The 13048-nt window shown below is 33.9% G+C and carries 12 protein-coding genes, 1 tRNA gene and 1 pseudogene; 7 read left to right on the forward strand and 7 right to left on the reverse strand.

The features are described from left to right. Positions 1-27 precede the first annotated feature (27 nt). From AB3G36_RS05340 to AB3G36_RS05360, 5 genes are all read left to right on the forward strand, one after another. On the forward strand, positions 28-792 hold the full coding sequence (locus AB3G36_RS05340; protein WP_367756744.1) for a cyclase family protein: 765 nt from the start codon (positions 28-30) through the stop codon (positions 790-792). After that, on the forward strand, positions 789-1190 hold the full coding sequence (locus AB3G36_RS05345; RefSeq protein WP_367756746.1) for a GNAT family N-acetyltransferase: 402 nt from the start codon (positions 789-791) through the stop codon (positions 1188-1190). The genes AB3G36_RS05340 and AB3G36_RS05345 overlap by 4 nt, the downstream gene beginning before the upstream one ends. Next, the gene (locus AB3G36_RS05350; protein ID WP_367756748.1) at positions 1187-1540 is read left to right on the forward strand and encodes a DUF4260 domain-containing protein; all 354 of its coding nucleotides are present in this window, start codon (positions 1187-1189) and stop codon (positions 1538-1540) included. The genes AB3G36_RS05345 and AB3G36_RS05350 overlap by 4 nt, the downstream gene beginning before the upstream one ends. A 4-nt stretch (positions 1541-1544) precedes the next feature. After that, positions 1545-1910, forward strand: coding sequence for an MmcQ/YjbR family DNA-binding protein (locus tag AB3G36_RS05355; protein ID WP_367756750.1), 366 nt, complete (start codon positions 1545-1547; stop codon positions 1908-1910). 87 nt (positions 1911-1997) lie between these two features. Continuing rightward, positions 1998-2705, forward strand: a complete 708-nt coding sequence (locus AB3G36_RS05360) for a PH domain-containing protein (protein ID WP_367756752.1) — start codon at positions 1998-2000, stop codon at positions 2703-2705. Positions 2706-2767: 62 nt separating this feature from the next. Here the strand turns inward: AB3G36_RS05360 and AB3G36_RS05365 are convergent, their stop codons facing one another. From AB3G36_RS05365 to AB3G36_RS05375, 3 genes are all read right to left on the reverse strand, one after another. Beyond that, positions 2768-3868 (reverse strand): DUF4407 domain-containing protein, encoded by a 1101-nt coding sequence (locus AB3G36_RS05365; RefSeq protein WP_367756754.1) that lies wholly within the window; start codon positions 3866-3868, stop codon positions 2768-2770. A 155-nt stretch (positions 3869-4023) separates the two neighbouring features. Next, positions 4024-5625 carry a phosphoenolpyruvate carboxykinase (ATP) gene (gene pckA / locus AB3G36_RS05370; protein ID WP_367756756.1) on the reverse strand — a complete coding sequence of 534 codons (1602 nt, stop codon included), beginning with the start codon at positions 5623-5625 and terminating at the stop codon, positions 4024-4026. Positions 5626-5705: 80 nt separating this feature from the next. Continuing rightward, positions 5706-6092 carry a DUF423 domain-containing protein gene (locus AB3G36_RS05375; RefSeq protein ID WP_367756758.1) on the reverse strand — a complete coding sequence of 129 codons (387 nt, stop codon included), beginning with the start codon at positions 6090-6092 and terminating at the stop codon, positions 5706-5708. A 153-nt stretch (positions 6093-6245) separates the two neighbouring features. On the opposite strand from AB3G36_RS05375, the gene AB3G36_RS05380 reads away from it, so the two are divergent. Beyond that, the gene (locus tag AB3G36_RS05380; protein WP_367756760.1) at positions 6246-7613 is read left to right on the forward strand and encodes a saccharopine dehydrogenase family protein; all 1368 of its coding nucleotides are present in this window, start codon (positions 6246-6248) and stop codon (positions 7611-7613) included. Positions 7614-7866: 253 nt separating this feature from the next. Here AB3G36_RS05380 and AB3G36_RS05385 read toward each other — a convergent pair whose 3' ends face one another. Next, positions 7867-9255 (reverse strand): dipeptidase, encoded by a 1389-nt coding sequence (locus AB3G36_RS05385; protein ID WP_367756762.1) that lies wholly within the window; start codon positions 9253-9255, stop codon positions 7867-7869. 110 nt (positions 9256-9365) lie between these two features. Between AB3G36_RS05385 and AB3G36_RS05390 the strand changes: the two genes are divergently transcribed. After that, positions 9366-9447: transfer RNA gene (locus AB3G36_RS05390), tRNA-Leu, on the forward strand. 103 nt (positions 9448-9550) lie between these two features. Here the strand turns inward: AB3G36_RS05390 and chrA are convergent. The 3 genes and pseudogenes from chrA to AB3G36_RS05405 form a co-directional block, all read right to left on the reverse strand. Further along, complete coding sequence (gene chrA, locus AB3G36_RS05395) at positions 9551-10675, reverse strand: chromate efflux transporter (RefSeq protein WP_367756764.1); 1125 nt, start codon at positions 10673-10675, stop codon at positions 9551-9553. 137 nt (positions 10676-10812) lie between these two features. Further along, positions 10813-12576 (reverse strand): annotated as a pseudogene (locus AB3G36_RS05400) (DUF885 family protein). Between the two features lie 56 nt (positions 12577-12632). Then, positions 12633-12995, reverse strand: coding sequence for a nuclear transport factor 2 family protein (locus AB3G36_RS05405; RefSeq protein ID WP_367756766.1), 363 nt, complete (start codon positions 12993-12995; stop codon positions 12633-12635). Positions 12996-13048 lie beyond the last annotated feature (53 nt).

A 13048-nucleotide genomic window follows, 5' to 3' on the forward strand; every position in this document is an offset into this window, starting at 1 on the left:
TGCGCTCTTTGCGGTAAAAACAAAACTATGAAAACTACCATTCAACACAACAATACAACATTTCAAGTCGATTTATCAAAACCCATTGATATTTCGATTCCACTAACTAATACTGATGAAAATCCAATTGCGTGGTATATTAGTAAACCCGTAATGGAACCCGTGAAATTTGATGAATGGATAGGGAAAGTTGCATCAGGAATGTCTTCAACTAATTTCAATAACATTCAATTCAATCCGCACGGACACGGTACGCATACGGAATGCTTGGGTCATATTACCCATGATTTTTATAGTGTAAACCAATCTTTGAAAAAATTCTTTTATATAGCTGAATTGATTTCAGTAGAGCCGGAATTGATTAATGGTGATTTGGTAGTCACTAAAAATCAGATTGAAAATGCCTTAAATGGGAAAACACCTGAAGCTGTTGTAATTAGAACTTTACCTAATAACGCAAACAAACTTTCCAAAAAATACTCCCATACGAATCCGCCCTATTTGGCTGAAGATGCGGCAGGTTTCATTTGCGAAAGCGGCATTCAACATTTATTGATTGATTTACCAAGTGTAGATAAAGAAAAAGATGAGGGGAAACTTTTGGCTCACAAAGCCTTTTGGAATGTAACGGATGTTAAAAATTTGAATGCAGATGCAAGATTGGATTGCACAATAACCGAAATGATTTTTGTTGCTGATGAAGTGCAGGATGGAAGTTATTTGTTGAACTTACAAATTGCCTCTTTTGAAAATGATGCCAGTCCCAGTAAACCCGTTTTGTATAAAATATGATAACCATTTCTACAGTAAAAAGTAAATTAGATGTTCCTTTCATTCAGCACTTTTTGAAAGACATTTATTGGGCTGCCGGACGTACAATCGAAGAAGTTCAGACGACGATTGATCATTCGTTTTGTTTTGGTATTTATTTAAATGATAAGCAAATTGGTTTTGCCAGAGTAATTACGGATTATGTTGTTTTTGCTTATGTGATGGATGTTTTTATCACTGAGGAACATCGTGGCAAAGGGTATTCTTCTCTTTTAATCGAAGCGATGATGAAAGAATCTAAACTGCAAGAGGTAAAGATTTGGCGTTTGGCCACATCTGACGCCCATTTTTTATATAAAAAATTTGGATTCAATGCATTAGCATGTCCAGAAAAGATGATGGAAAAAACAATCAAATGAAAACAATACTCAAACTAGAAGAATTAGGCTTATTCGTTTTTGGAATCTTTCTTTTCAGCCAACTGGATTATGCTTGGTGGTGGTTTTTGGTTCTGATTTTGGTTCCTGATTTCTCTATGATTGGTTATGCTTTTGGTAATAAATCTGGAGCTGTGGCCTATAATTTATTTCATCATAGAGGTATTGCTGTACTTGTTTATTTAGTTGGAATTTACAGTTCGAATCAAGTTGTTCAGCTTATTGGGATTATTTTATTTGCCCATTCTTCCATGGATAGAATGTTTGGATATGGGTTAAAATATGATACTGGATTTAAATTTACACATTTAGGTGAAATAGGTAAAAAATAAAATTATGAATTTAGAAAGTTATTATCAATATTGCTTGTCTAAAAAAGGTGTGACGGACCATTTTCCTTTTGATGAAGACACTTTAGTTTTTAAAGTTGGGGGGAAAGTATTTGCTTTAAGTTCTTTAAAAAAGTGGGAAATTGGCGAGCCGTCTGTCAATTTAAAATGTGATCCGGATTATGCACAGGAATTACGTGCGCAGTACGAAGCTATTGAGCCAGGGTTTCATATGAATAAGAAACATTGGAATACCATTGCTATAAATCAAGAAGTTCCAGATACGCTTGTTAAAGAGTTAATAGATCACTCGTATGATTTGGTTTTTAAAAGTTTAACTAAGAAAATGCAAAATGAAATTACGGAAATATAGAATTAGGTATTACTTTTGCATTGGATTTTCTGGATGATGAAATACATTCAATATCCAAGAACAAATTGGAAATAAATTCAGCTTAAAATGAAAGAACAAATCAAGAAATTTTTAAACGAGGAACAAGATCCTAAAGCTATCGAAAAAATCACTTCAAAGCTGAATGACTTATTGATGAAAAATGAAGAAATAGGATATATAGGTGTTCAAAAAAAACCAGCTATTACGGTTTTTCCAGATAGTATCGTTTTAACCAATAAGCGAATTATTTTATGCAAACCTAAAAATCTAGGATTGTCTATGGATTTTATTGATTATGACTGGGAAGATGTGGCTAACGCTTTTGTGAAAGAAAATATTTTAGGTTCTGAATTTTCATTTTCGACCAAGAGTGAATTGACTATTTCAATCGATTATATCCCAAAAACACAGGCTAGAAAGTTATATACTTTTGCCAAAGAGCAAATGGACCTTATAAAAACAGGGAATACTATAAATATTAGTGGTGTTGCGGAAGAAATTCTTGAGGAGCAACCTGTTGGAGTAGTGGAAGAAATTGAAGAAATGGAAACAGAAGAGGTGACTAATTATGCTGAAATAATTCCCGTTTCTCAACCTGATTTCAGTACCGACAATCAACATTATAATGAAACTTCAAAAGACAAAACCTTAAGTGAGTTGTCACAAGATGAGTTGTTTGAAAAACTACAGAATTACAAAAAACTTTTAGATAATGGTTTGATTCTTCAAGGCGAATATGATAACTATAAAAAAGAAATTTTAAGTCATATGTAATGTTCTTAAAATGGAAATAAAAACGAAACCCGACAACTTTTAAATTGTCGGGTTTTGTTTTGTTATAAAGTGCGTTTTTGCTTTTCTACAAAGTTATTAGATTGTAATTCTAATAAATCAGTTGTGTTTTTTCGCTGTAAATTATAGAGATTTTTATCCTGAGCAATATCTTCATATACTTTGTCATGCATGGATGCGCTTGTTTTAACCAACAGACTGCGTTGGTATTTGTCTTGTTCTAAGGTAGCTTTTAGTGCCGTTTCTAAATCTTCTAGTTTAAAATCATATTCTCCTTTTGGTGACAGTAGTTTAGCAATAATAGGAGAGGTCTCGATAGCTAGAAATAATAACATGATAAAGAAAGAAGGAATCCAAGGTAGTTTATCCAAAGCATTAATTCGGGCCATTAAACCATCAAATCCATCAATAATGGGTTGGGTTTCGGTAACTTTTTTATCTAAATCAGTTTGAAGCGTTTTGGTAGTTTTATCTAATACAGCAATTTTGGCCATATTGTTTTTTTGCAAAGTATCTAATTCTTTTTTTGCTAGATCGTGTTTGGCAATTTTCTCTTTAAAAACGGGACCTTTACCTAGTTTTTTAGTTCCAGCAGTTCCTTCGGCTTCTGCAATGTAAGTTTCGTAATAGCTGTTAACTTCTTTTTCTTTGTTGTTTATTTCTAATTTTAAACGTTCGATTTCTGATTTGTTTTTGTCTAAATCCGATTTAAAGTAATTAGCTACTTCTTTTTTATTTTCAAGTGCCATAGCATTTTTCTCTTTCAATAAAACGGTATTGATTTCTTTTTCAAATATTTTAATTTCTAAAGGTTTAGATATTACAATCGCAATGATAATCGCCAGAATAATTCGAGGTGTCGCTTGAAGAAATTCACTGCCTATTTTGTCTCTTTTTCGAATAGTAGAAACAATAAAACGATCCAGGTTGAAGATTAGTAAGCTCCAGACTAATCCAAAAATTAGTGCAGGATATACATTGTCAAAAACAGTAAATAAAGCATAAGTACTTGCAATAAATGCCATTACGGCTGTAAAGAAAACAGTAGCACCAATACCTACATATTTGGTTTGTTCTCCTTCTGAGCATCCTTCTAGGATGTTTTTGTTTGCCCCAGAGCAAACAATAAAAAATTGTTTTAACATGATTGATTAATTTGATTGATTGATGACTGCAAATGTAACGCCAAAAAAACAATTTTGGTATAATTCACTGATTAGTTTTTGGTTAGGGACTTTTGTAAAACAAAAAAGAGCCGTTCCTAAGAACAGCTCTTTTTAATTTTGAATTAAAAATTAACTTATATTTGGGGTGAGCCAGCCATAATTTCGGCATTGGCAAATTCTTCAAATTTGGCAAAATTAGCTTTGAATTTTTGTCCCAATTCAATTGCTTTTTTATCGTATAAATCTTTGTCTTCCCATGTGTTTCTAGGGTTTAATATTTCGCTAGGCACATTAGGGCAAGATTGAGGAATTGCAATTCCAAAAACAACATGATTTCTATAATCGACTGCGTCTAGTTCTCCATTAAGAGCGGCAGTAATCATCTCGCGAGTATATTTCAGTTTCATGCGGCTACCAGTTCCGTATGCGCCACCTGTCCAGCCAGTATTGATTAACCATACTTTCACATTAGCATCTTGTATTTTCTTACTTAACATTTCTGCATATTTAGTAGGATGCAAAGGCATAAAAGGCGCTCCAAAACAAGCCGAAAAATTAGGCTGAGGTTCCGTTACACCAGCTTCGGTTCCAGCTACTTTAGCAGTATATCCAGAGATAAAATGGTATGCAGCCTGTCCTGGTGTTAATCTTGAAATAGGAGGTAAGATTCCAAAAGAATCTGCTGTTAAGAAGAAGATGTTTTTAGGGTTTTTACCTATTGATCCTGGTTGGATATTATCAATATGATAAATAGGGTAACTTACTCTTGTATTAGGAGTGATGGAAACATCTTTGTAATCAACTTCATTTGTTCCTTTTTTGAAAACCACATTTTCTAAGATAGCCCCTTTACGAATGGCTCTAAAAATATCAGGTTCATTTTCTTCGGATAAGTTGACTACTTTGGCATAGCAACCTCCTTCAAAATTGAAAACTGTGTTTTCGCTAGTCCAACCGTGTTCATCATCCCCAATTAATTTTCTTTTTGGATCTGCAGATAACGTAGTTTTACCTGTCCCAGATAAACCAAAGAAAATAGCGGTGTCGCCATTATCACCTACGTTAGCACTACAGTGCATAGGTAATGTGTTTTTATCTACAGGGAGAATGAAATTCAATGCGGAGAAAATACCTTTTTTCATTTCTCCAGTATATCCAGTTCCTCCTATAAGTACTATTTTTTTTGTGAAATTTAAAATCGCAAAATTACTTTGACGAGTTCCATCAGTAGCTGGATCAGCCATAAATTCAGGAACACATATTACGGTCCATTCTAGTTTAAAATTTTCTAACTCTTGCTCTTCAGGTCTTAAAAACATGTTGTAGCAAAATAAATTGGCCCAAGGTGTTTCAGTAACTACTCTTACATTTAAACGGTAATTGGGGTCTGCACATACATAAGAATCTCTTACAAAAACTTCCTTGTTAGATAAATACGTTGTGACCTTTTTATACAAAGCATCAAACGCAGTTGGCTCAAAAGGGATGTTGACTTTTCCCCACCAAACTTGATTCTCAGTGATGCTGTCTTTTACAATAAATCGGTCTTCAGGAGAGCGTCCTGTAAATTCTCCAGTGTTAATGGCTAAAGCTCCTGTTGAATTTTCAATTCCTTGGCCTAAAGCTAAGGTCATTTCATGTAATTCGTTGGCTGATAATTGATAATGAATCTTTGCGTTTTCGATTCCTAAGTTTTTTAGCGAAATCGATTGCGTAAACGGTGTGTTATTATTCATAAAATTATGTATTGTGTAGTTTAATTTATTATTTGCAAAAGTAGAACATATATTTAAGATACGATTTGATTATCTTAATTTTATGATTTTTTATTGATAATATTCATTAATAAGACACCCCAGCCCAGTATTAATAGGAGTCCGCCGATGGGAGTTATGAAACCAATACTTTTAAAATCAAAAGGAGTAAGTTCGTTTGTAGCTAATAAATAAATGGATCCTGAGAATAAAACAACGCCAGAAATCACCAAATTGTAAATTATTCTTTTGGTTTTTTCGCTTAGTTCAATTAGGGTCCCAATTAAGATTAAAAATAGGGCGTGGTACATTTGATAGCGTACACCGGTTTCAAAAGTGATAAGATGATCTGCTGATAGTGTTTTTTTTAGGGCATGAGCGCCAAAAGCACCTAATATAATTGCTATCATACCCAAAAGGGCTCCCGTTGAAATTATTTTTTTATTCATTATTTTTAAATTTTATGTAAAAGTATTTCATAAATCGCCAAACTAAAAGAAATTTTCGGATACTTTTTTATGTATTTTATTTTAATTTTTTACGCAATAAGTGTTTGTTATAAATACAACATTTTCGTATGTTTGTGTTATATTTTTATAATCATGAGACAAATTTTAATTATTGGTGCAGGTAGATCGGCATCTTCATTGATACAATATCTTTTAAATAAATCCGAGAAAGAAAACTTGCATCTTGTCATTGGTGATATAGCGTTGGATTTAGCACAAAAGAAAACGAATAATCATCCTAATGCTACGGCAATTGCTTTGGACATTTTTAATGCTAGTCAAAGGAAAGAGGCCATAGAAAAAGCAGATATAGTAATTTCGATGTTACCAGCTCATTTACATATAGAAGTGGCTAGAGATTGTATTCTATGTAAAAAGAGTTTGGTTACTGCTTCTTATGTTAGTGATGCCATGCAGGAATTGGATGCTGCAGCCAAAGAAAATGATCTTATTTTTATGAATGAAATTGGTCTTGACCCTGGGATAGACCACATGAGCGCCATGAAAGTGATTGATGAAATTAAAGAACGTGGTGGTAAAATGTTATTGTTTGAGTCTTTTTGTGGTGGCTTAGTAGCACCAGAATCAGATACGAATCGTTGGAATTATAAATTTACTTGGGCACCTCGTAATGTGGTTTTGGCTGGACAAGGTGGTGCTGCTAAATTTATTCAAGAAGGAGCGTATAAATACATTCCGTATTGTAACTTATTTCGAAGAACGGAGTTTTTGGAAGTAGAAGGCTACGGTCGGTTTGAAGCGTATTCAAATAGAGACTCCTTAAAATACCGATCTGTTTATGGACTAGATGATGTACTTACATTGTATAGAGGAACGATACGTAAAGTAGGTTTTTCAAAAGCATGGAATATGTTTGTGCAGCTGGGAATGACGGATGATAGTTATGTTTTGGAAAATTCAGAAACAATGAGCTATCGTCAATTTGTCAATGCATTTTTGCCGTATCATCCCACGGATTCTGTTGAAATTAAAACCCGTTTAATTTTAAAAATAGATCAAGATGATATTATGTGGGATAAATTATTGGAGTTGGATTTATTCAATGACAAAAAAATTGTAGGTCTTAAAAATGCTACTCCTGCCCAGATTTTGGAAAAAATATTAAGTGATAGCTGGACGCTTCAACCTGAAGATAAAGACATGATTGTGATGTACCATAAATTTGGGTATGAATTGAATGGAGTAAAACAACAAATTGACTCCAAAATGGTATGTATTGGAGATGATCAAACGTATACTGCCATGTCTAAAACAGTAGGTTTGCCTGTGGCTATGGCAACTTTACAGATATTGAATGGAAAAATAACTACTCCAGGTGTGCAGTTACCTATAAATAAAGAAGTGTATTTACCTATTTTAAAAGAATTAGAAGAATATGGTGTTGTTTTCAAAGAGCAAACCATGCCTTATTTTGGGTATAAACCCGATGCCGTTTTTTAGTTTTTAGTTTTTTAGATTTTTAGTTAGATATATCCGTTTCGAATAGAAACGGATATATTGTTTATATGATAGATTTTTTTATCTAAAATATAAAGTTTTATTTTTGCGTTAAGGATTGAAGAGAAAATCCTTTTTATTTTTCATAAAATAAAAAGATTGCAGCGGAAAGCCTGACCCGCTTTTTTCGGCGGGGAACGCCCCAAAAAAAAATCCGCTCATTTCTGAACGGATTGTGTGTTTATTGAAATATAATTTATTTGCTAAGCTCCACGAAATATTTGTAAAATAACGGAATGGTTTCAATCCCTTTTAAGTAATTGAAAATCCCAAAATGCTCGTTAGGAGAGTGAATGGCATCGCTGTCTAATCCAAATCCCATCAAGATGGTTTTGCTTTTTAATTCTTTCTCAAATAAGGCAACGATAGGAATACTTCCTCCTGAACGAACGGGAATGGCAGGAATTCCAAAAGTTTCGGTATAAGCCATATTTGCTGCTTTGTAGCCAATGCTGTCAATAGGTGTTACGTATCCTTGACCTCCATGATGCGGTTTTACCTTTACGGTAACGCCAGCAGGAGCAATGCTAATGAAATGCTTGGTAAACAATTCTGTGATTTGTTCCCAGTCTTGGTTAGGAACTAATCGCATAGAGATTTTGGCAAAAGCCTTGCTTGCGATAACGGTTTTTGCACCTTCTCCAGTGTAACCACCCCAGATTCCGTTTACGTCAAGCGTAGGACGAATGGAATTTCTTTCATTTGTTGTATATCCTTTTTCACCATAAACGTCATTTAGGTCTAGTGCTTTTTTATAATCTTCTAAGCTAAAAGGCGCTTTGGCCATCTCAGCTCTTTCTTCTAGTGACAACTCTTCTACATTGTCATAAAATCCTGGAATAGTAATGTGATTGTTTTCGTCATGAAGGGACGCAATCATTTTGGCCAAAATATTAATTGGATTTGCTACGGCACCTCCATAAAGTCCAGAATGTAAATCGCGGTTTGGTCCTGTAACTTCCACTTCTACATAGCTTAAACCACGAAGTCCAGTGGTGATAGAAGGTTGTTGATTAGAAATCATTCCTGTATCAGAAATAAGAATGACGTCGTTTTTTAGTTTCTCGGTATTGTTTTCTACAAATGTTTTTAGGTTTACACTACCCACTTCTTCTTCGCCTTCAATCATGAATTTCACGTTACATGGCAAGTTGTTGTTTTGAATCATATATTCAAAAGCTTTTACGTGCATGTACATTTGGCCTTTGTCGTCACAAGCACCACGTGCAAAAATGGCTCCTTCAGGATGAATATCGGTTGTTTTTATAACAGGCTCGAATGGAGGAGAGGTCCATAATTCAATTGGATCCGCTGGTTGAACATCGTAATGTCCGTATACTAAGATAGTTGGTAATGCAGGGTCAATTATTTTTTCACCATATACAATTGGATAGCCATCTGTTTCACAAATTTCGACTTTATCGCAACCCGCTTTTTCAAGACTTAATTTTACAGCTTCAGATGTGTCTATTACATCTTGTGAGTAGGCAGAGTCAGCACTTACAGATGGTATTTTTAATAATTCAATTAATTCGCTGATAAAACGATCTTTGTTTTCTTGAACGTATGACTTTATATTTTCCATTTATGTGTTTTTTATTGAGTCTCAAAAGTACAAAAAATTGAATAAAAATTTTTTTGAAAAATTACTTTGAATGTTGGAAGATATGATTATATTTGCACCCACAATTACACGCGGATATGGTGAAATTGGTAGACATGCCAGACTTAGGATCTGGTGCCGCAAGGCGTGTAGGTTCGAGTCCTATTATCCGCACTTAAAAAGCTTCTCAATCGAGAAGCTTTTTTTTTGTTAAATACTTTTGAATAAAGGGGTTGATATTTGAATTTTTGACTCTTTATGATGAATGCATCCTCGTTTACCCCATAAACAATAATAAATATCCCGCTAGTGCGCCATAAATTACAATAAAGGCACTATTGACTTTCGGAAAGCCAAATGTTACTATAACGCTGGTTATGGCAATAAGTAAGGTGCGCCAGTCTAAAATGGAATCGCTACCCATTTGCCAACAGATTGCTACAATAATAGCAACAGAAGCAACATTAACTGCATCAAGAAAAATAGAAATGGAAGGTGAAGCCCGAAGTTTTTTAACCAATGGGTTTAACAAAGCTACAAATAAGAAGGAGGGAATAAATATGGCTATTGTTGCTATAGCAGCGCCTACTAAACCATTAATTTGATATCCAATGAAAGTAACTGATGAGAAAACGGGTCCAGGCGTAAATTGACCAATTGCTACGGCGTCTACTAAGGTTGCTCTTGATATAATGCCAGTTGAAACTAATTCGGTATCTAAAAAAGCAAAAAGGACATAGCCACTTCCGTATAAGATTGCCCCAATTTTTAAAAATATCAAAAATAGATTCCAGTTGGTTGCTGTTACTATGGTCGTTTTTGTGACTTGAAATAATGTAAGCGGAATTATATTGAATGTTTGTGGACTTTTAATTTTAGAATACAACAAAGCTACTAATCCAGCTCCAAAAAGTAAGTAGATTTCATTAATTTTCAATAGCGATAAAACCAATGTTAGGATTCCAATGAGAGCCAGTTCTTTCGTTTTTACTGATTTCTTAGCTAAAGGATAGATAGCTGCTAGAATTATAGCAATAATCGCTGGTTTGATTCCATATAAAAAGGCTTGGGCTTCGGGTTGTTGCCCGTATTCTTTGTAGAAATAGGCAAAAAATCCAGTGATAAGCACTGCGGGCAAAATGAAACATATTCCAGCAACAAGTAATCCTTTTGTGCCACCTCTTTCACGACCAATATGAATAGCCATTTCGGTGCTGTTGGGACCAGGAATTAAACTGGTTGCTCCTATAAGGTCTAAGAAGTGTTGTTCAGTCAGCCACTTTTTTTTTATTACCACTTCTTGTCGCATCATGGCAATATGAGCTGCAGGACCTCCAAAGCCAATTACGCCTAATTTTAAAAATAATTTACCAATTTCTTTTAAAGAGTTTTTTTCGCTCATTATCATTTTTTGTTTCTACAATGGCCGATAAAATTACTATAAATTAAAATTTCTATTTATTATTTTATACAAAAAAAGTCTCGTTGTTTAATTTCAATGAGACTTTTTTGGTATTCTTTTTAATATGTGAATTAAAGCTATTTTTCAGCTATCCATGCATCAATTTTTTTCTCTAATAAAGCTAATGGCATAACACCTGATTCTAAAACTTTTTCGTGGAATTTTTTAATGTCAAATTTGTCGCCCATTTTATCTTGAGCTCTTTTGCGTAATTCTATGATTTTCATCTGCCCAATTTTGTAAGACAAAGCTTGTCCAGGAATAGCCATATAGCGTTCTATTTCGGTAGTAATACTCGCTTCGCTTTCGGCTTCATTTTCTAGAGAATATTTGATTGCTTGTTCTCTAGTCCAACCTTTACTATGTAATCCAGTATCAACTACTAATCGAACTGCTCTGTGCATTTCGTTTCCTAAATTCCCAAAATACTGATACGGATCAGTGTATAATCCCAATTCTTTTCCTAGGCTTTCTGTGTACAACGCCCAACCTTCTCCATAGGCACCAAACCAATTGAATTTTCTAAAATCAGGAAGGCTAGCGTTTTCTTGTTGTAATGAAATTTGGAAATGATGTCCAGGAATTGCTTCATGCAAAAACAAGTCTTCATCACCATACATATTGTATTCTTTTACATCTGGGATGGGAACATAAAAAATTCCAGGGCGAGAACCATCAGCAGTTCCTTGCATGTATTCTGCACTAGCTGTTTTTTCTCTAAATGCTTCGGTTCTTCTAATTTCAAATTTTGTTTTGGGTTGTAGCGAAAACAACTTGTCAACATTTGGTTTGATGATGCTATAGATTCTTTCAAAATTAGCGATGACTTCCTCTGGTTTTTTGAAAGGTTTTAATTCTGGGTTGTTTCTTACATACTCAAAAAATTCTGGTAAAGTTCCTTTAAATCCTACTTGGGTTTTTACCTTTTCCATTTCAGCATTAATACGAGCTACTTCTTTAAGGCCTAATTCATGAATTTCCTCAGGAGTCATTTCGGTTGTAGTCCACTGCTTTACATAGATAGTATACAATTCTTTTCCAAAATGCAAACTTCCTATTCCGCTTGTAGTTCGTGAGGCAGGTAAGTATTCGTTTTTAAGAAAATCAGCCATTTTTTTATACTTTGGAATTAATTTCTCATTAATTATTGCAGTGTATTTTGCTGTAAAATCCTTTTTGGTTTCTTCAGAAAAAGTTGGTGGCATTATTTTTATGGAAGAATAGAATAAATTATCTTCAATGTTGGGAGTCGCCATTTCGGCAAATTGCGGAATTACTTTCTCCGTTAAGGATTTAGGTAAAACAGCTCCTTTTTCAATCCCGTTTTTCATGTAAACCATTGCTGAGTCTATTCAAACACTATATAAGTCCATTCTTTTTAAGAAATTAGTATAGTCTTTTTCTGTTTTAAAAGGTTGTCCACTTGTGCCTCCTGCATATTGTCCCATGGTCAAGTGTGTTCCCCAAAACTGGTGAATAGGCATTAAATTGGTAGGTTGATCCAATAATTTTTTTCCGATTTCTACCTCCCATTTAATGATTTCGTAACTATTTATTTCTTCTGCGGATAAGTCTTTCACATCAACAGAATCTAATGTTGTTTCGTATTTATTGAAAAATGCCAATTGTGATTTTCGATAACTATCAGTCATCTCAAATACGAGCTGATCATTATACTCATTTTGCCCATTTTGAGTGGCGTTTAATGGATCTAATGCATTTTTATCATCAAAATATTTTTTTGTAACTCTAGAGAAATCTTGTTTTCTTTTTCCCGATTTGCAGTTAACTAAAAGTACTGAAATCAGAATTGCGATTAAAACTACAGGCGTTTTTTTCATGATTTACTTGAATTAATGTTATGTAAAGCTATAATAAAATTTGATAAAACAATAATTTATCCATGGTAGACTCTTGAAGCTACAATTTTATCGTTTCTAATATCAAGTACTTCCGCAATAAGCATTTCCTCTTCGTTATCTACCGTTCGTATGTATTCCATAAAAACACGATCGCCATTGGCAGTAAGTGAGGTTACTTTATAGTTTAAACTAGGCAATCGGTCAAATGCTCCTTGCCACCATTGGCGTAAAGCCTCTTTCCCTGATACAAAACCATTAGTCTCTGGTTGGTGTATTTTTAGTTTAGGGCTAAAGTGTAGGGCATCGTCATCATATAGTGCCAACAGTTTTTCTAATTCTTTATTATTAAAAGTCTCAAACCATTTAAAGGCGATTGATTGTAGTTTTTCGGGTGTCATAGTGGTCTATTATTAAAAAATCCCATTTCGATAAACACGAATGGGATTTTTAT

Source organism: Flavobacterium sp. WC2430 (assembly GCF_040822075.1).
Classification (GTDB): Bacteria; Bacteroidota; Bacteroidia; order Flavobacteriales; family Flavobacteriaceae; genus Flavobacterium.

Coding starts and splice junctions, on each gene's coding strand:
- AB3G36_RS05340 (WP_367756744.1), top strand. CDS start 28: ATGAAAACTACCATTCAACACAACAATACAACATTTCAAGTCGATTTA.
- AB3G36_RS05345 (WP_367756746.1), top strand. CDS start 789: ATGATAACCATTTCTACAGTAAAAAGTAAATTAGATGTTCCTTTCATT.
- AB3G36_RS05350 (WP_367756748.1), top strand. CDS start 1,187: ATGAAAACAATACTCAAACTAGAAGAATTAGGCTTATTCGTTTTTGGA.
- AB3G36_RS05355 (WP_367756750.1), top strand. CDS start 1,545: ATGAATTTAGAAAGTTATTATCAATATTGCTTGTCTAAAAAAGGTGTG.
- AB3G36_RS05360 (WP_367756752.1), top strand. CDS start 1,998: ATGAAAGAACAAATCAAGAAATTTTTAAACGAGGAACAAGATCCTAAA.
- AB3G36_RS05365 (WP_367756754.1), bottom strand. CDS start 3,868: ATGTTAAAACAATTTTTTATTGTTTGCTCTGGGGCAAACAAAAACATC.
- pckA (WP_367756756.1), bottom strand. CDS start 5,625: ATGAATAATAACACACCGTTTACGCAATCGATTTCGCTAAAAAACTTA.
- AB3G36_RS05375 (WP_367756758.1), bottom strand. CDS start 6,092: ATGAATAAAAAAATAATTTCAACGGGAGCCCTTTTGGGTATGATAGCA.
- AB3G36_RS05380 (WP_367756760.1), top strand. CDS start 6,246: ATGAGACAAATTTTAATTATTGGTGCAGGTAGATCGGCATCTTCATTG.
- AB3G36_RS05385 (WP_367756762.1), bottom strand. CDS start 9,255: ATGGAAAATATAAAGTCATACGTTCAAGAAAACAAAGATCGTTTTATC.
- chrA (WP_367756764.1), bottom strand. CDS start 10,675: ATGAGCGAAAAAAACTCTTTAAAAGAAATTGGTAAATTATTTTTAAAA.
- AB3G36_RS05405 (WP_367756766.1), bottom strand. CDS start 12,995: ATGACACCCGAAAAACTACAATCAATCGCCTTTAAATGGTTTGAGACT.